This window comes from Nitratireductor aquibiodomus (assembly GCF_900105565.1).
GTDB lineage: Bacteria > Pseudomonadota > Alphaproteobacteria > Rhizobiales > Rhizobiaceae > Nitratireductor > Nitratireductor aquibiodomus.
The window spans coordinates 3,695,939-3,713,521 of the sequence record NZ_FNSL01000001.1 but is presented as its reverse complement, the minus strand read 5'-3'; the positions used below and the strand labels follow the sequence as shown (position 1 = coordinate 3,713,521).

At 61.8% G+C, this 17,583-nt stretch carries 20 protein-coding genes; 10 read left to right on the top strand and 10 right to left on the bottom strand.

Annotation, left to right across the window (positions count from 1 at the left end; translation table 11 throughout):
• Positions 1-3 precede the first annotated feature (3 nt).
• The 6 genes from BLW55_RS17495 to BLW55_RS17470 all read left to right on the top strand — a co-directional run bounded on the left by BLW55_RS17495 (position 4) and on the right by BLW55_RS17470 (position 4,915).
• Positions 4-879 carry a S49 family peptidase gene (locus BLW55_RS17495; protein WP_090329641.1) on the top strand — a complete coding sequence of 292 codons (876 nt, stop codon included), beginning with the start codon at positions 4-6 and terminating at the stop codon, positions 877-879.
• A 49-nt stretch (positions 880-928) separates the two neighbouring features.
• Positions 929-1,114 carry a hypothetical protein gene (locus tag BLW55_RS17490; RefSeq protein WP_007006833.1) on the top strand — a complete coding sequence of 62 codons (186 nt, stop codon included), beginning with the start codon at positions 929-931 and terminating at the stop codon, positions 1,112-1,114.
• Positions 1,115-1,138: 24 nt separating this feature from the next.
• Positions 1,139-2,050 carry a 4-(cytidine 5'-diphospho)-2-C-methyl-D-erythritol kinase gene (locus BLW55_RS17485; RefSeq protein ID WP_090329640.1) on the top strand — a complete coding sequence of 304 codons (912 nt, stop codon included), beginning with the start codon at positions 1,139-1,141 and terminating at the stop codon, positions 2,048-2,050.
• Positions 2,028-2,582, top strand: coding sequence for a molybdenum cofactor biosynthesis protein B (gene moaB / locus BLW55_RS17480; RefSeq protein ID WP_007006831.1), 555 nt, complete (start codon positions 2,028-2,030; stop codon positions 2,580-2,582). The genes BLW55_RS17485 and moaB overlap by 23 nt, the downstream gene beginning before the upstream one ends.
• 221 nt (positions 2,583-2,803) lie before the next feature.
• A complete protein-coding gene (locus tag BLW55_RS17475) occupies positions 2,804-3,958 on the top strand; it encodes a PA0069 family radical SAM protein (RefSeq protein WP_090330047.1) in 1,155 nt (384 codons plus the stop codon).
• A 213-nt stretch (positions 3,959-4,171) separates the two neighbouring features.
• Positions 4,172-4,915 (top strand): ribonuclease HII, encoded by a 744-nt coding sequence (locus BLW55_RS17470; RefSeq protein WP_090329639.1) that lies wholly within the window; start codon positions 4,172-4,174, stop codon positions 4,913-4,915.
• Here the strand turns inward: BLW55_RS17470 and BLW55_RS17465 are convergent.
• Positions 4,841-5,410 carry an NnrU family protein gene (locus BLW55_RS17465; protein WP_090329638.1) on the bottom strand — a complete coding sequence of 190 codons (570 nt, stop codon included), beginning with the start codon at positions 5,408-5,410 and terminating at the stop codon, positions 4,841-4,843. The genes BLW55_RS17470 and BLW55_RS17465 overlap by 75 nt on opposite strands.
• 69 nt (positions 5,411-5,479) lie before the next feature.
• Here BLW55_RS17465 and BLW55_RS17460 point away from each other — a divergent pair, with 69 nt between their 5' ends.
• Positions 5,480-6,217, top strand: a complete 738-nt coding sequence (locus BLW55_RS17460; protein ID WP_244509122.1) for a TetR/AcrR family transcriptional regulator — start codon at positions 5,480-5,482, stop codon at positions 6,215-6,217.
• A gap of 64 nt (positions 6,218-6,281) precedes the next feature.
• On the opposite strand, the gene BLW55_RS17455 is transcribed toward BLW55_RS17460, so the two are convergent.
• From BLW55_RS17455 to BLW55_RS17420, 8 genes are all read right to left on the bottom strand, one after another.
• Entirely contained in the window at positions 6,282-6,761 is a 480-nt protein-coding gene (locus BLW55_RS17455; RefSeq protein WP_007006826.1) for a F0F1 ATP synthase subunit B, read from the bottom strand.
• Between the two features lie 9 nt (positions 6,762-6,770).
• On the bottom strand, positions 6,771-7,352 hold the full coding sequence (locus BLW55_RS17450) for a F0F1 ATP synthase subunit B (RefSeq protein WP_007006825.1): 582 nt from the start codon (positions 7,350-7,352) through the stop codon (positions 6,771-6,773).
• A 65-nt stretch (positions 7,353-7,417) separates the two neighbouring features.
• Entirely contained in the window at positions 7,418-7,642 is a 225-nt protein-coding gene (locus BLW55_RS17445; protein ID WP_065816112.1) for a F0F1 ATP synthase subunit C, read from the bottom strand.
• Between the two features lie 127 nt (positions 7,643-7,769).
• Positions 7,770-8,519, bottom strand: coding sequence for a F0F1 ATP synthase subunit A (locus tag BLW55_RS17440; RefSeq protein WP_025029461.1), 750 nt, complete (start codon positions 8,517-8,519; stop codon positions 7,770-7,772).
• Positions 8,520-8,558: 39 nt separating this feature from the next.
• Entirely contained in the window at positions 8,559-8,912 is a 354-nt protein-coding gene (locus BLW55_RS17435) for an AtpZ/AtpI family protein (RefSeq protein WP_025029460.1), read from the bottom strand.
• 244 nt (positions 8,913-9,156) lie between these two features.
• Positions 9,157-10,341: a cell wall hydrolase gene (locus BLW55_RS17430; protein ID WP_090329637.1), complete on the bottom strand. Its 1,185-nt coding sequence runs from the start codon at positions 10,339-10,341 to the stop codon at positions 9,157-9,159.
• 169 nt (positions 10,342-10,510) lie between these two features.
• Positions 10,511-11,941, bottom strand: coding sequence for a ribosome biogenesis GTPase Der (gene der / locus BLW55_RS17425; RefSeq protein WP_090329636.1), 1,431 nt, complete (start codon positions 11,939-11,941; stop codon positions 10,511-10,513).
• A 19-nt stretch (positions 11,942-11,960) separates the two neighbouring features.
• The gene (locus BLW55_RS17420) at positions 11,961-12,626 is read right to left on the bottom strand and encodes a tetratricopeptide repeat protein (RefSeq protein ID WP_025029458.1); all 666 of its coding nucleotides are present in this window, start codon (positions 12,624-12,626) and stop codon (positions 11,961-11,963) included.
• A gap of 215 nt (positions 12,627-12,841) precedes the next feature.
• On the opposite strand from BLW55_RS17420, the gene BLW55_RS17415 reads away from it, so the two are divergent.
• Positions 12,842-13,831 (top strand): polysaccharide deacetylase family protein, encoded by a 990-nt coding sequence (locus BLW55_RS17415; RefSeq protein ID WP_244509181.1) that lies wholly within the window; start codon positions 12,842-12,844, stop codon positions 13,829-13,831.
• 170 nt (positions 13,832-14,001) lie between these two features.
• Here the strand turns inward: BLW55_RS17415 and BLW55_RS17410 are convergent, their stop codons facing one another.
• Positions 14,002-15,591: a BCCT family transporter gene (locus BLW55_RS17410; protein WP_007007870.1), complete on the bottom strand. Its 1,590-nt coding sequence runs from the start codon at positions 15,589-15,591 to the stop codon at positions 14,002-14,004.
• A 424-nt stretch (positions 15,592-16,015) separates the two neighbouring features.
• Here BLW55_RS17410 and BLW55_RS17405 point away from each other — a divergent pair, with 424 nt between their 5' ends.
• Complete coding sequence (locus BLW55_RS17405) at positions 16,016-16,285, top strand: YMGG-like glycine zipper-containing protein (RefSeq protein WP_007007869.1); 270 nt, start codon at positions 16,016-16,018, stop codon at positions 16,283-16,285.
• A 328-nt stretch (positions 16,286-16,613) separates the two neighbouring features.
• Entirely contained in the window at positions 16,614-17,579 is a 966-nt protein-coding gene (locus BLW55_RS17400; protein WP_090329635.1) for a sugar-binding transcriptional regulator, read from the top strand.
• Positions 17,580-17,583: the final 4 nt, after the last annotated feature.

The following is a 17,583-nucleotide window of genomic DNA, read 5'->3' as shown; positions in this document are numbered from 1 at the left end:
CCCTTGCGACGCCTTGTCAGCCGCCTCGTTCCCAAAAAGCTCCGTGGCGATGCCGTCACCATTCCGGTGATCCGGCTCTCCGGCGCGATCATGCCGTCCAACAGCCTGACGCGCCAGAATCTGTCGCTTGCCACCACCGCGACCGTGATCGAGAAGGCGTTTGCCGTGCCCGATGCGCCAGCCGTCGCCATCGCGCTCAATTCGCCGGGTGGCTCGCCCGTGCAGTCGCGCCTGATCTTCCGCCGCATCCGCGATCTGGCGGTGGAGAAAGACCGGAAGGTCTTCATCTTCGTCGAGGATGTGGCCGCTTCCGGCGGTTACATGATTGCCGCAGCGGGCGACGAGATCATCGCCGACCCCTCTTCCATCGTCGGCTCCATCGGCGTCGTGTCCGCCGGCTTCGGCTTTCAGGAGCTTATCAAGAAGATCGGCGTTGAGCGCCGCGTCCACACGGCCGGCCAGAACAAGGCGATCCTCGATCCCTTCCAGCCGGAAAAGAAGGAAGACGTCGAGCGCCTGAAAGCCCTGCAGCTCGAAATGCACGAGATGTTCATCAATCTCGTCAAGGAGCGGCGCGGTGCCAAACTCGCCGACGATCCGGAGCTTTTCACCGGCGCCTTCTGGACGGGCACCCGCGCGCTCGATCTAGGTCTGGTCGACGGTCTCGGCGACATGCGCTCCGTTCTCAAGGAACGCTATGGCAGGAAAACGCAACTCGCGCTCATCACCCAGCCGCGCGGCCTGTTCGGACGCAAGCTCGGTATTTCCAGCAGCGCCGGCAGCATTCCGGATCTCGGTGCTGCAATCGCCGGCAATGCCGCCACGGGTCTGATCGAGGCTGCCGAGGAACAGGCGCTCTGGCGCCGTTTTGGACTTTGACGAGGCGCGCCCGGGCGTTAAACTCGCGCGCGAAACCGGAGGATCGACAATGCCGCAACTGATCTTCTTTGCCGCGGTCGGCGTGGTGGCCTATGTCGGCTACCGCAAATTCGTCCGCGAGGCAGAGCGCGTCACTGCAAAGGCGCGGCGCGCACGCAGGGAAGCGGCGAATGGCAGCATGGGTACGCTCGTCTACGACCCGAAGACCGGCGAATACCGCGTCGCCAAAGACTGATACCTGAGTAGAAGCATGCAAAGCATGATCGCCCCCGCCAAGGTGAATCTGGCGCTGCACGTCACCGGACGGCGCGCCGACGGCTATCATCTGCTGGACAGTCTTGTCACCTTTTCCAGGCATGGCGACCTGCTCGAGGTGGAAGGCGGGGCGGAAGACGATTTCTTCGTTTCCGGCCACTTCGCCGCCCATGTCCCCATCGGCGAGACCAATCTGGTCACCCGCGCCCGCGATCTTCTGCGTGAAACATTCGGGGAGAGAGCCGGCGCACCCGTCCATCTGCACCTTGAAAAGAACCTGCCCGTCGCCTCCGGCATCGGTGGCGGTTCGGCCGATGCGGCTGCCGCGCTCAGACTTCTCGTCCGCCACTGGCAGATCGACGTCGACGAGGTCGCCCTGGCAGAGCTCGGCCTTCGCCTCGGTGCGGATGTCCCCATGTGCCTGTCATCGAAACCGCTTCTTGCGCGCGGCATCGGCGAAGCGCTTGAAGAACTGCCGCATTTCCCCGCGCTGCCGCTTGTTCTCGTGAACCCCAACATCCCGCTCTCCACGCCAGATGTCTTTTCAGGGCTTGAGCGGCGCGACAATGCTCCCCTGCCCGCCCTCGACACGTTCCCCGACGCCGCATCGGCCGCCAAATGGCTCGAAGCCGCTCGCAACGATCTGGAAGAACCGGCCTGCCGGCTCGTACCGCAGATCAGGGATGTGCTTGGCGCTCTCGGGGAAGCGGGCGCGCTTGCCGCCCGCATGTCCGGCTCCGGGGCCACCTGTTTCGGCGTCTTCGGCTCGCCGCACAAGGCGCGTCAGGCCGCATCCATTCTTGAAGCCCGTCATCCCGACTGGTTTGTCCTTGCCACCCAAACCACTGCCCCAGAGCACGGCCAGACCGAGCACAGCCAGATCGAGCATGACCATGCCCACTACGCCCGCGCGTGAGTTCATCCCCGTCCGCTTCGCGGTGCTGACCGTTTCCGACACGCGCGGCCTTGAGGACGACCGCTCCGGCCAGACGCTGGCCGAACGCATCGATGAGGCCGGCCACACGCTCGCCGACCGGAAAATCGTCGCAGACGATATCGAAGCCATCCGCATGGCTGTCAAACTGTGGTGCGCCGATCCAGGGGTCGATGCCGTCATCACCACGGGTGGCACCGGCTTCACCGGGCGCGACGTGACACCAGAGGCGCTGGAACCGCTGTTCGACAAGCGCATGGACGGGTTTTCGCAGGTCTTCCATCGCATCTCCTACGAAAAAATCGGCACCTCCACCGTCCAGTCGCGCGCCACCGCAGGGCTTATCGACCAGACCTTCGTCTTCGTATTGCCGGGCTCCACCGGCGCCTGCCGCGATGCCTGGGACGGTATCCTCAAAGACCAGTTCGACTACCGGCACATGCCGTGCAATTTCGTGGAAATCATGCCGCGCCTGGCCGAACATCTGAAGCGCGGCGGCGGCAAGTCCGCCTGATCCCTTCCTGACCTTGAAATCAAGTAGACTGCGGCACCGTCCCCGCGAACCCTTTTGCACGCCTGTGGAAAATTCGCGCGCCTCGATTCTGCCAAAAGTTCTTGCTTTGTTCTCATTCATCGAATAGGAATAGATTCATCGGCAGCGACGCTGATTCTGCTTTCCGCTTTAGTCCCCGCGTACTGGAAAGCCAGCGAAATCGCTCAGTCATGGAGCAAGCCATGGAACAGATTGTGAGAGCAGATGCAGCCGCCTTCGATGGCGGCGGGGCCGCGATGGCCAACACGGTGATCGACCGGTCGGGCATTCGCATCGATTCCGAGCGCCGGCGGGGCCGTGCTGCGGGCATCAATCCATCAGGCCGCTATGAGCCGGTCTCCCGTCATGTCTTTGACGATGGCTGGGGCTCGCTTGAGGAATTGCCCCCCTTCAAGACCGAGGTTCAGGTTGAAAGGCCGCGCACGATCATTACGCGCAACGCCTCGCCCGACATCTCCTTCGACCGTTCCATCAATCCCTATCGCGGCTGCGAACATGGCTGCGTCTACTGTTTTGCACGTCCCACCCATGCCTATATGGGCCTGTCGGCGGGGCTCGATTTCGAGGCGAAGCTCTTTGCCAAGCCGGATGCCGCCCGGCTTCTGGAACGCGAGATTTCCAAACCGGGTTATCAGCCGCGCACCATCGCCATCGGCACCAACACCGATCCCTATCAGCCCATCGAAAAGAAATACCGCATCATGCGCGAGATTCTCGAAGTGCTTGAGGCGCACGGGCACCCGGTCGGCATCGTCACCAAGTCGGCGCTCGTCATGCGCGACATGGATATCCTCTCCCGCATGGCCGAACAGGGTCTGGCGAAGGTGGCGCTTTCCATCACCACGCTCGACCGCAAGCTTGCCCGCACCATGGAGCCGCGCGCGGCAACGCCCCCGCGACGTCTGGAGACCGTGCGGGCGCTGAGTGAGGCCGGCATCCCCACATCGGTGATGATGGGGCCTGTCATTCCCGGCCTCAACGATTGCGAGATAGAGCGCATCCTGGAATCGGCGGCCACTGCCGGCGCGCGCGAGGCGGGCTATATCATCCTGCGCCTGCCGCTCGAGGTCAGCCCCATTTTCAAGGAGTGGCTTCTGCGCCATGCACCCGACCGTTATCGCCACGTCCTGTCCCTGATCCGCTCCATGCGCGGCGGCAAGGATTACGACGCCGAATGGGGCAAGCGGATGAAGGGCACCGGCCCCTATGCCTGGCAGATCGGCCGACGCTTCGAGATCGCGGCAAAGCGGCTCGGGCTCAACCAGGAAAAACGCAGGCTGAGAACGGACCTGTTCAGGCAGCCGCAGCCGGGAGGCGAACAGCTCATGCTGCTTTGACAGCGCCCTGCCCGACCCGCCTCCTGCTTCGGCATCGCAGATCAACGCATCAGAGCGGCACCCTGTTTCCGTAAAACGGCGCCGTTTCCGACAGCACACCCTTCCCGTCCGGCTTGCATCCCCGTAGCCGACGGAAGCTTCCCGGCCCATCCGCCCCCTCGTTGCCGGGAGGCCCTTGCGGAGAATCGGAAGCGATGCGAGCATCGCCGCATCATGGCTCGCACGCGTTCCGATTCTCCCACTCTTTTCGACCTGCCCGTTCGTCCCGACTTCCAGATGGAGGCCGGTCTTCTGCGCGAGGGGCTTGCCCCCGTTGCAGGGCTCGACGAGGCGGGACGCGGTCCGCTGGCAGGCCCTGTTGTCGCCGCCGCCGTTATTCTCGACGCAAACCGCCTTCCTGAAGGGCTGGACGATTCCAAGCGGCTTTCCGCAGAGGCGCGCGACAGGCTCTTCGAAGCCATCATCGAGATGGCCGTCAGCGTCTCCGTCGCGTCCCTCAGCGCTGCAAGCATCGACGGATCCGACATCCTGCGCGCCAGCCTTGAGGCCATGCGCCGCGCAGCAGCCGGGCTTTGTGTCACGCCGCTGTTTGCACTGGCCGATGGCCGCGATGTGCCGCCGGGGCTGTGCTGCCCGGCGCGTGCCGTGGTGAAGGGCGATCAGCGCAGCCAGTCCATCGCCGCTGCGTCCATCGTCGCCAAGGTGACGCGGGACCGCATGATGACGCGTGCGGGCGGTGTGACACCGGCCTACGGTTTCGAGACGCATATGGGCTACGGTACCAAGCGCCACCGCTCAGCCATAACGGAGCATGGCGCGGTGTCGCGCCTGCACAGGATGAGCTTCGCCCCGCTGCGCGATCTTGGACCGTCGCTACCCGCCTCAGACAGGCGAGACGCCGATCAGCCACTGGTGGAGGCCGGCGACAAACACGCCATAGATCGCCAGCCCGCCTAGAACGGCAATCGCATCCCCCGTCCAACCAACAGGCTGCCTGACCTTGCCCTTGCCGGGCTGGTTCGCAGCCGAAATCCAGTCGATTGCCGCCCAGACGGCGAAGCCGCCGAAAAGCGCTACGTCTGCCAGCGTTCCGTTCGCCATGAGATGAGCGAGGCCCCACAGAACGGTCGCCAGCAGCATGGGATGGCCGACAGTCATACAAATTCGGCTCGGCACATAAGCCGCGATGAGCAGCGGAAAGACGGGCAGAAGGAGAACAAGCGCCAGATGGCGCAGCGATAGGGGCGGTGCGTAAACCGGCGACGGGTCCATACGCGCCAGGCCATAACCCCAGACAATCAGCACCAACCCGACAAGCGAGACTCCGGTGTATGTGAGAAGCCACGCGCGTTCGCCATTGCTTGCCATCATCTGCGCGCGGAAGCCCGGCGCTACGATCCGCAAGGAATGGACCGCCAGGAAGAGGACAAGCCCGGTCACAAGTACCGACATGGAGTTCTCCGTTGCATATCGAATTTTAGTTAGATACTATAACTAAAATTAGAGACCGTAGCGATGCAAATGAAATCTGCAGAGAAATCCGGGGTGCCAAGCCGAAAAGAGGTTCAGCGTGCCGCCACGTTTCGTGAGATTAATTCCATCGCGCGAAATCTGCTTGTTGAAGACGGGAGCGGCGCCGTCACCATAAACGCCATCGCGCGTCGGATGGGCATGAGCGGTCCTGCGCTTTACCGCTACTATCCGAGCCAGTCAGCACTGATTGAAGCGCTGCGCGGTCAGTTCTTCGAAGAGTTGATCGCCTTCATGCGGGCTGCTGCGGCAGAGCCGGCAGCCAGCACGCCGGCCCGCCGCCTTGGCGCCATATGCCGGGCGCTGCGTCGCTGGGCCCTCGGCCATTCGGCCGAATTCGGCTGGCTGTTTGCCAGCCCCGTCGCATCGCCGTGCGAGACGGACCTTCCGTCCTATGGTGACGGAGCATCCTGCGGTGCCTTCGGAGAGGTGTTTCTGGAACAGGTGGCGGCGATCTGGCATGAACAGCGCTTCCCGATCCCGAATCTGGATGACATGCCGGCCTCGCAGGTCGAGCAGCTCATCGCTTTCAGCGAACGGATCAACGGCCTTCTGCCGCCCGATGCTGCCCATGTTTTCCTAAAATGCTGGATTCGCCTTTATGGGCATCTGTGCATGGAGGTCTTCCAGCAGGTCGCCTTCGCCTATACGGATATGGAGCCCTCTTTCGAAGAATGCCTGAGCGAGCTATGTGCGCTGCTTGATGTGCCCTACGAGCCGCCGGTCTGAGGCCCAATAAAAAACGCCGCCGGAAACCGGCGGCGTTTCAAAATGTTTCGCTTTCGAAAGCTCGTCAGTTCAGCTTTGTCTTCACGTCCTGAATCGAGGCCTTGAAAAGCTCTCCGCCGGTCTTGGCGTCGACCTTGTCAGCCAGAACGCTGCGGGCGGCCTCCACGGCGAGATCGACAGCACTTGCGCGCACCTCGTTCACCGCGTCCTGCTCTGCCTGCACAATTTTCTGTTCGGCAAGGGCCGTGCGACGGGCGACATACTCTTCCGTCTTCTGCTTGGCTTCCTTGACGAGCAGCTCGGCCTCGTGCTTGGCGGCGCTGACGATGTCCTGCGCTTCCTGCTCGGCTTCCTGCCGCTTGCGCTGATACTCGGCGAGCAGCTGCTGCGCGTCTTCACGCAGCTTGCGCGCTTCATCCAGCTCATTGCGGATGCGTTCGGCACGCCCGTCAAGCGCGCCGTTGATCATGCCCGGCACCTTGAAGTAGGCAAGGACACCCAGGAAGATGATCAGGGCAACAAACGCCCAGAATGTCGCGTCCATGGCCCTCTCCTACTGTTTGACGGACTTGACGGCGGCTTTCGCCGCGGTCTTGTCGAGCCGGCCGCCGACCAGTTCCTGAACGATGGATGCCGCCGTGTCCTCGGCGATCGTGCCAACGTCCTTCATGGCCGTTTCCTTGATCGAAGCAATGCGCTTTTCGGCCTCGTCGAGCTTGGCGTCGAGCTGCTTCTCGATCTCGCGACGTTCAGCGTCCGCTTCCGCCTTGGCGGCGTCGCGGGCTTCCTGGCCGATGACATTGGCCTTCTTGCGGGCGTCAGCCAGATCCTGCTCGTAAGCAGCAACCGCTTCGTCCGCCTCTTCCTTCATCCGCGCCGCCTGGTCGAGATCCTGCGCGATGCGGTCACGCCGCACTTCCAGGATACCGCCGATGCGCGGCAGCACGACGCGCTTCAGGAACAGGTAGAACAGCCCGAAGGTAATCGCCAGCCACAGGATCTGCGACGGAAATGTGGACGAATCGAAAGGCGGGAAGCCGGCCTCGTGTGCGCCGTCAGACGCAACGCCGGTTTCCGAATGGGTCGCTTCCGCGGCGTCTTGCGCCGAGGCTGCGAATGCCGATGCCACAAACATTGTCTACCTCTTTTAAAACCGGCCGGACGCCCGAGAGCGGCCGGCCACGCACACGAAAGGCGCGCTTAGGTGAAGAGGAGGAGCAGGGCGATGAGCAGCGAGAAGATGCCGAGAGCTTCCGTCACGGCGAAGCCGAAGATCAGGCGGCCGAACTGGCCGTCTGCTGCCGACGGGTTGCGCAGGGCGCCCGAAAGGTAGCTGCCGAAGATGTTGCCGAGGCCAAGTGCTGCACCGGCCATGCCGAAACAAGCGATACCGGCGCCGATGGCCTTTGCTGCTTCTACTTCCATTTTAAAACTCCTTGTGATCGCGGATTTGCGTGTTTTCTTCAGACTTGGCGGAAACCGCCGGTGAAACCTGTTTTCCTCTGACCGGCACTTCAGGCCGGAACGAAGCCGATCTTTTCAAACCTCTTGATCAGTGGCCGGGATGGACGGCGTCGTTCAGATACATGCAGGTGAGAACGGCAAAGACGTAGGCCTGCATGAAGGCGACGAGGAATTCGAGACCGGTGATCGCCACGGTCATGATCAGCGGCAGAACGGCACCGGCCACGCCGACCGCGCCAAGCGCGCTCATGGAAGTGACGAAGCCGGCAAAAACCTTGAGCGTGATGTGTCCGGCCAGCATGTTGGCGAAGAGACGAACCGAAAGGCTGACGGGACGCGACAGGAACGAGACGATCTCGATCAGCACAACCAGCGGCACCACGACACCGGGCACGCCCTGGGGAACGAAGAGCTTGAGAAAGCCGAAACCGTGCTTCCAGAAACCGTAGATGACCACCGTCCCAATCACCATCAGCGCAAGCGCGAAGGTGACGATGATGTGGCTGGTCACGGTGAAGAAGTAAGGAAACAGACCGAGGATGTTGGCCATCAGGACGAACGTGAAGATCGAGAATACGAACGGGAAAAAGCGCATTCCGTGCGAGCCCGCCGAATCTCTCAGCATGGAGGCCACGAACTCGTAGCTCATTTCCGAGATCGACTGCAGCCGGCCGGGAACCAGGCCGCGGCTCGACGTCGTCAGGAACAGGAAAGCACCGGCAGCCACCACGGTCGCAACCATGAAGGCGGACGAGTTCGTAAAGGAGAAATCCAGTCCGCCGACCTCAATCGGAATCCACTTGGAGATCTGGAACTGATGGATCGGATCGTTGGCCACCTGGCCCCCCTCACTTCTGGTCTGGCGCCCGGGCGCCGTTCACTTCTTCTCAGGACCCTGCCCATCATCGGATGAGCGGATCCCAAATTCAGCAATAAGTCCCGCCGAACGCAGGACATTGAGAACACCTGCCCCGAAACCCAGGAGCAGGAAAATGATCAGTCCCCAGGGAGACGTACCGGCAAAATGGTCGATGAACCATCCAAGAGCAGCGCCGACACCCACGCCGGCAATAAACTCGCTGGACAGTCTGAGCGCCTGCGCGGCGCCCGCCATATCGCCCTTCGTCTTCCCCTCACCGCCGTCCTGCTTCGCCGGTCGTTTTTGCGCGAGAGCCTTCTCCAGATCGGCGCGCCGGCGCTCCAGGTCGTCCGGCTGATCCTTGTCGGCCACCGCAATCTCCGTACCGGGTTTGCTGGTCAGCGGCTATCCGCTTGAAAGTCGCGCGCAACATAGTGAGCGCCCACGCCCCAGTCAAGCCGCTGTCGACGCCATTCACAAAGACGAAAATACGTTGAAAAACAACCATATAAGAAGATGCGACAATGCGCGCAGCGGCAAATGGCACGATGAAAACGGGAATCGCAGCAGGTCCTGCCGCTTTTCAACCCGTCATTTGCGCGATTTCGCCGCCCCGTCAGTTCCAGCCGCCGCCATAGGTGCGGTAGAAAATGTGCTGACCGATCTTCTTCATGCGCTGCATGGCGCCGGCCCAGCGCGGATGCACATAGGTCGCATGATAGTGCGTGGAGGAGCCCACCTCGGGCAGCCAGATCTTGCCGGCGGTCGTGGCCATAGCCACTTCCTGCGCGGTCTTGAAGTGACCCGGGCTCTTCACACGGTCGCGGATTCCGTCGCAGGCGAATGAAAACTGGCAGCGATTGCGCCACTTCTCATTCTGGTAGACGACGCCGCAGATGGTGTTCGGATAGGTGGGATTGCGCACGCGGTTCAGAATCACCTGTGCCACGGCGGCCTGCCCCTTCACGGATTCGCCGCGCGCTTCGAAATAGATGCCGGCTGCGAGGCACTGCTGCTCCCGGTCGGAGAAAACCGCCTCCGGAAGCGGCTCGCGCGCCCAGGGGTGATCCTTTGCGCCGACCGGCGGAATGAAACGGCCACCCGCCGGGTCTTCCTCGCGCAGGATGCTTGCGAACGGGGAGGCCTTTGCATAGTCGGGCTTCTGCGGCGCATAGGCCGTTGCAAGAACGTCCGGCTGATCATTGTTGACGAGTTCGGCAATCGCGCGCGGCAGGGCCGGATCGGCCTTCCTGTCCTTTTTCATGTAGAAAGCGGACGCGATGCGCACCTCCTCACCCTTGATGTCTGGATCGACAAAGGCCATCAGCTTCTGGTCGGGCTTCGGCTTTTCGAGAAGAAAGCTTGTTTTTTCAAAGATCGTGCCGGCTTCAAAGAGTTTGGGAGGCTGCACGGGTACGACCTGCACGAGACGCCCGGTCTTCTCTGCACGGTTGATGCGGGCTTCGTCCGGCGTTGTTCCGGTGAACCCTTTCTTGCCACGGAAGGCGATCTTCCCGATGCCGGGTGCAGCCATGCCTGAACCGGAGATGCTACCGGTCTTCAGGTCACCGTCGACAAAGGGCATTTCGGCCTGGTGGATCGAACCGGCGACCGATTTCTCCACGAAAGCCGCCCAGCGCGGCCCGCTGCCTTCTTCTCCTGAGACGAGCCCGGCCATGTCCTGATGCGCGACAATGCCCGGAAAACCGATCCAGAACCCCAGCGCCACCAAAGCTGGCGCCAGAAAGGAACGCGTATCATCATCCGCCTTGCGCGGCACCTTTCCAGTCCGACGAAGCACCCACACTCTCCGCTACGCAACTCAACCCAATTTCCAAAACCATATTTGGTTAACCTTGATTACTGGTTAACGGGCTGACCGGTCTCGCAGGCGCAACAGCGAACGCAAACGAAAACGGGCCTTGCGATGCAAAGCCCGTCATCTTCTGAACTCGTGGTGGATACTGCCGTCAGCGGCGTTTCTTCGCCCGCCCCGCATAGGGGTTGTCCGAGGTGCGCAGCGCCACGCGGATCGGCACGCCATAGAGATTAAACGTCTCGCGCAGGCCGTTCATGAGATAGCGCACATAGGATTGCGGCATAGCTTCAGGCCGCGAGCAGGAGACCACAAAACCCGGCGGCCGCGTCTTGATCTGCGTGATGTATTTCACCTTGAGCCGGCGTCCGGCCACGGCCGGAGGCGGATGCTGTCCCGTCGCGCCTTCCAGCCACCGGTTGAGGCGGCCCGTCGAGATACGGCTGTTCCAGGTACGGTGGGTCTTTTCCACCGCCTCCATGAGCTTGTCGAAGCCACGCCCGGTTTCCGCCGAGATGGGCACGGCCTGCAGCCCACGCACCTGCGGCAGAAGCCGCGCCGTCTTCTCATGCAGTTCGGCGAGCGTCTCCTGCCGATCCTCGATCAGATCCCATTTGTTGAAGGCAATGACCGGCGCCCTGCCCTCGCGGATGATCAGATCGGCGATCTGCAGGTCCTGCTTCTCAAACGGGATGGTCGCGTCGAAAACCACAATCACCACTTCGGCAAAACGCACGGCGCGCAGTCCGTCTGACACGGAAAGCTTTTCCAGCTTCTCCTGCACGCGGGCCTTGCGGCGCATGCCGGCCGTATCGAACAGCTTGATCTTGCGACCACGCCACTGCCAGTCGACGGAAATCGAATCGCGGGTGATGCCGGCCTCCGGCCCCGTCAGCATGCGCTCCTCACCAAGAAGCGCATTGATCAGAGTCGACTTGCCGACATTCGGACGCCCCACGATCGCGATCCGCAGCGGTTTGGACGAATCGTAGACCGCCTCTTCTTCCGAATCGGGCTCGATGTCCTCGCCGACAGTAATTTCGTCCGTGGTTACGACGGAGTCCTCCGGCTCCTCCGCCAGTGCCCGGTCCTCGCCGAGCGCCTCGACGATGGCGTCACGCAGGTCGGACATGCCGAGCCCGTGTTCCGCCGAAACCTCGACCGGATCGCCCAGCCCCAGTTCCCACGCGTCAAGAACGCCGCTGCGAGCCGCATTCACGTCCATCTTGTTGGCGACGAGGACGACCGGCTTGCCGCTGCGCCGAAGAAGATTGGCGAAGGTCGCATCGTCGGGCATCACCCCGGCACGGGCGTCGATCATGAAAAGCGCTATATCGGCCTCATCGATCGCCTGCTCCGTCTGGGCGCGCATGCGCCCTTCCAGCGTCGGTGCGGCGGCGCTTTCCAGACCGGCGGTGTCGATTACCTCGAATTTGAGGTCCTGAAGGCGGGCAGGATGCGAGCGGCGGTCGCGTGTCACGCCGGGCGTGTCATCGACAATCGCCAGGCGTCGGCCGGCAAGCCGGTTGAACAGGGTCGATTTGCCGACATTCGGCCGGCCGATGATTGCAAGCTTGAAGGCCATGGCGGCTTACCGGTTCCGGCTATTCGGCCGGGCTCGAGCCGAGAATCAGCTCGATCATCATCTCGGCACGCTGGCGCGTGTTGCGGGGTGCCTCGGCATCGCCGGAAATCTGCTGGAAGAGCTGCAGCGCGTCGTCACGCTTTCCCTCTTTCCATGCGGAGAGCCCGAGCGCTTCGCGCGCGGTGTGGCGCAGCGCGTTACCGTCAGCCGTCAGCGTTTCAACCCGCGCGGAAACATCCGTATAGGAACCGTGATCCACCAGCAGAAGCCCGGAGCGCAGACGGGCGATGTCGGCGATCACATCGGTCACGGACCTGTCAGCGGCAATCGCATCGAAGGCAGCGACAGCCCCTTCGGTATCGCCATCAGCGGCCAGAACCGTGGCGGCACGCATGCGCGCGAGGAGTGGATAGGAGCCGTAACCACCCTCTTCCAGTTCACTGAAGGCGGCCAGCGCTTCGTCGTTCTCGCCCTGCCGGGCCAGTTCCAGCGCCTGGGAGAAGGCATCGCCCGAAGCGTTTGCGCGCGAGGAGGTCCAGCGCTCATAACCGACATAGCCTGCGGTCGCGACGACGAGCAGCACGGCGGCACCAATGGCAATGGGGCCGAAACGACGCCAAAGAGATTTGAACTGATCCTGGCGGAGCTCTTCGTTGACTTCGCGAATGAAACTGTCGTCGGACATATGCGACCCATGTCTGGCGGGCATTTCCCGCGCTTTTCCGGTTCCGGGCTTTTTAGACGAAATTTGCCGCCATGGAAGGGGGGGCCGCCATTTCGTCCTGATTCTGTTGATTTGAAGTCAACATCAGCTGCGGCGCAACGGTGCTGCTTTCCAAACTCGGCCATATTTGGGCGGTAACGCTGCCCGCTTCGATTTGCATACTGGATTGCCCGATGATGCTCAAATTTCTCTGCGCCGGCGCGACCGCGCTGGCGTTGACAGGTTCCTGTTTTGCCGGCGACGCCGCGAAAGCGCAAAAGCCGCAATATGTGATCATCTCCTTCGATGGGGCGCTGCATCTGGAACAGTGGGAGCGCAGTCGCGCGCTCGGCCAGAAGACCGGTGCCAGCTTCACCTACTTTCTGTCCTGCGTTTATCTGCTCTCGCCCGAAACGCGCAAAGCCTACGAGGCCCCCGGCTTGCCGCGCGGTCGCTCGAATGTGGGGAGCGGCTATTCACGCGAAGATGTCGAGGGCCGTCTCGGCCAGATCTGGACCGCCCGTTCAGAAGGGCACGAAGTGGCAAGTCATGGCTGTGGACATTTCGACGGGAAGAACTGGAGCGCCAAGGACTGGGCGCAGGAGTTTGACCAGTTCACAACGATTGTCGCCGATGCCTGGAAACTGAACGGGATCGATGGAGAACCCCGGGGCTGGCAGGATTTCGCGCGCAGGGAGATTCGCGGTTTCAGGGCACCGTATCTGTCCACGAACAAGGGGCTTTTCAAGACACTCGAGAAAGCTGGCTTCGCCTATGACGCGAGCACCGTCTCACGCGGCCCTGCCCTGCCCAGAACACGCAACGGCGTCGCGCATTTCTCGCTTCCGCTGATACCGGAAGGGCCGCGCGACAGACAGATCATCGCCATGGATTACAATCTTTATGTGCGCCACTCCGGCGGCAAGGAAAAGCCGGAAGCTGCTGCCGCCTTTGAGCAGCGAACCTATGATGCCTTCATGGCCACCTTCGAGAAAGAGTATGCCGGACGCCGCACACCCTTCCAGCTCGGCTTTCATTTTACCCTGATGAACGACGGCGCCTACTGGAACGCGCTGGAGCGTTTCGCAGAAGACGTCTGTGTCATGGAAGATGTGAAATGTGTGAGCTATCGCGACTACCTGGCAGCAGTCTCCGAAGCCGGCACACCCGCCCAGGGGGGAACCTGACTGAATCAAAGAGCCCCGGCAGGTCCATGCCGGGGCTCATTGTACATTCAGATGGACGCACGGCGATCTAGAGCATCGGACCGAAAAGTGGAAACCGGTTTTCGGTTTATTCCGATGCTCCATCAATCGTCTAGATCGTCCTTTGTGCGTCCGGATGGACGCACGGCGATCTAGTTCCCGCTTGCCCTTTCATGCCGCAGCGCCTTGAAGGTGGCGTAGAGCATGACCATCAGAAGAATTGCGAACGGGAAGCCCGTTGCAATCGCACCGGCCTGAAGCGCGGCCAGTCCGCCACCGAGCAGAAGCACAATCGCGACCAGGCCCTCGAAGAGCGCCCAGAAGACACGCTGCGCCACCGGGGCGTCGATCTTGCCACCGGCGGTGATCGTATCGATGACCAGCGAACCGGAATCCGACGATGTCACGAAAAAAACGATGACCAGTATGATGCCGATCAGCGAGCTGATGCCGGCGAGCGGCAGGTCTGCCAGCATGGCAAACAGCGAAAGCTCGGGCACATAGTCCACCACCGTCTCCTGAACGCCCGTGTAACCCTCGGTCAGGAACTGCTCCATCGCGGTGCCGCCAAACGTGGTCATCCAGAGGATCGACACGAGTGTCGGGATGATCAGCACACAGGTGATGAACTCGCGCACGGTGCGCCCCTTGGAAACGCGGGCGATGAACATGCCCACGAAAGGCGACCAGGAGATCCACCAGGCCCAGTAGAACGTGGTCCAGCCATGCATGAAGCCCGTGTCTTCACGACCGATCCAGTTCGACAGTTCGGGCAGTTCCTTCACGTAGGACCATGTGTTGGAGAAAAAGCCGGTGATGATCGCCAGCGTCGGGCCAAAGATAATGACGAACAGCAGAAGAAGGATGGCGAGCACCATGTTGATCTCGGAAAGACGCTTCACGCCGGCATCCAGCCCCGCCACAACTGAAACCAGTGCAACACAGGTAATGCCCATGATGAGCAGAACCTTGACCGTGTCCGTGTTCGGAACACCATAAAGCTCATTCAGCCCGGCAAGAGCCTGCGAGGCGCCGAAACCGAGGGAAGTTGCAAGACCAAAGAGCGTTGCGAAGACCGCCATAATGTCGATCAAGTGACCGGGCCAGCCGCGCACCCGTTCGCCCAGAATCGGGTAGAACGCCGAACGGATGGAAAGCGGAAGCCCCTTGTTGTAGGCGGCAAGCGACAGCGAAAGCGCCAGCACGGCATAGATCGCCCAGGGATGCAGTCCCCAATGGAAGATGGTCGCCGCCATGCCCATTTCACGGGCCGCCGGCACGGCGCTCGCGACGAGCTCGCCATCGGCAAGCGGCGCTTCAAGGCCGAGCGGCGGGTTGTTGAAATGGTACATCGGTTCGAGAACGCCGAAGAACATCAGACCAATGCCCATGCCGGCGGCGAACAGCATGGCAAACCAGCCGGAATAGGAATACTCGGGCACCGCATCCTTGCCGCCCAGGCGAACCTTGCCAAGGGGTGTCAGCGCGACCACGATGCAGAACAGCACAAACAGATTGGCCGACAGCATGAACACCCAGTCGAAGGTCGACGTCAGCCAGACCCGAAGACCGCCCAGAACATCGCCCGCTGCGTCGCGAAAAATCAGTGTGACGATTACGAAAGCGACAATCAACACGGCGGAAACGAAGAAAACAGGGTTGTGAACGTCGAGACCCAGCAGACGAATATTGTCCTGGCCCGGTTCAAGCCCGTGGTCCTCCTCAATGATTTCATTTGACATGTCTCACTCCATTTCTGTCCGAGAGCTGGAAGCGAACGACAGAATGGCCACCCGTCCCCGGAACACTCCTCCACACATTGAAGGGTGGCCCAAAAACGCCATCGCACATTGTCTGTATGCGACCTCGACCGTGTGGATTGAGACCAAGGTCGGGCAAATAGAAGGCAGATGGAACCCCATGAGGCCAAATTTTTGCCCCAGAAAAGCCAAAATCTGCACTTCGCAACGGAATTCGCGTTTATTTCAGTGGCCTAACTCACACAAGAAGACGAGAAATAGACACAAACTGCGCTTGTCTAACGGAGTTTTGCCGGATTTCATGTCCATGCTATATCGCTATAGGGACATCATTATTCGGACAGCTACAGACGGAACCAAATCAATGTCTGCGGCTTATGAACAAGGAACCAATTGGAGAGGATCCATGAAAAAGTCACTGCTTCTCGTACCAGCACTGCTTCTCGGTGTCGCGGCCTGCACGCCCACCGAACAGGGCGCTGCTTTCGGTGGCGCCAGCGGCGCGGCCATCGGCGCGCTCGCCTCGGGCAACAAGGTTGAAGGTGCCATCATCGGCGGCGCCATCGGCACCGTGGCCGGTGCCCTCGTCGGCCGCGCATCGGAAAACAGCAACCGCTGTGTCTACCGCGACGAATACGGTCGTCGCTACGAGGCACGCTGCCCGCGCGGTTATTGACCAGTCGGCAACACCGGCCGCGCTGCCTGGCAACACACAACATGGCGAAGGCCGGGATGCATCGCGCATCCCGGCCTTTCTCTTGCCCGCATCCCGTGCGATCCGGCCAGCCACGTCATCCCGGACACGCGAACCGCGCCACAACGGCACCGCCGATCCCACCTCTCACGTCTTCCGCTCCCGCCATTTCCCGATCCCGCCACTTCCCGGTCTCGCCACGTCCTAGTCTCGCCACTTCCCAGTCTCCCGCTCCCCGAGCCCGCCCTTCTTCCCGACTGCGAATTGACTTTTGTCAATCACCGTGAATAATGTCGAAAGGAGGCGTGGAATGGCTTATCGTCCAGCAGAGCAGATCATACACAAGGCCGCATGGCTTTATTATACGCATGGCCTGCGTCAGGACGAAGTCGCGCGACGACTGAACATTTCGCGCGCGTCGGTGGCGCTTTATCTGCGCAAGGCGCGCGAGGCCGGCATCGTCAACATCTCCACGTCCACGCATCTTTTCAGCGGTGAGCGCCTTGCACGCCAGATGGAGGATGCGTTCGGGCTGGAGACCGTGTGGCTTGTGGGCGAGGATTCTTTCTCACCCTCACCTGCCTCTGAAATTCCGACACTGGCCGCCAATGTGTTTCTCGAAATGGTCGAGAACGGCAATCAGGTCTGCGTCGCCTGGGGCCGCACCGTCTACGACATCGCCGATGCGATGAGTTACGCCGATCGCGAGGGCGTCACGGTCGTTGAGATGTGCGGCAATCTCGGCTCGCCCTATGCCTACCGTCCCGACCAGTGCACCATGGAGATCGCCCGCCGGCTGAACGCCAAGGGCCTGAACTTCTATGCGCCCCTCGTGCTCCGCACCGAGGAACTGGCGCGCGCTCTGCGCGAGGAGCCCGTCATCCGCGAACAGCTCGACGGCATCGGCGCCTGCGATCTGGCGTTGTTCACGGTCGGCGCGCTCGACACCGACAGCCATGTCATCAAATGCGGCGCGCTCAGCGTGGCCGAGCTTGAGCGGCTGAAAGCGATGGGGGCCACCGGCGTCATTGCCGGGCAGATCATCACCGCCGACGGCACGCTGCTCGACTGCGATTACAACCGGCGCATGATTTCGGCCGATTTCGACGCCATCCGCACCATCCCCAAACGGCTGATGGTGGTGCAGGAGGACGAGAAGTTCGAGCCCCTGCAAGCCGCCATCGCCGGCCGTTTCTTCACCCATCTGGTGACCACCTCTTCCATGGCGACGAAGCTTCTGAAGCATCACACCGCCCATGAACCGACGCCGGCCTGATCCA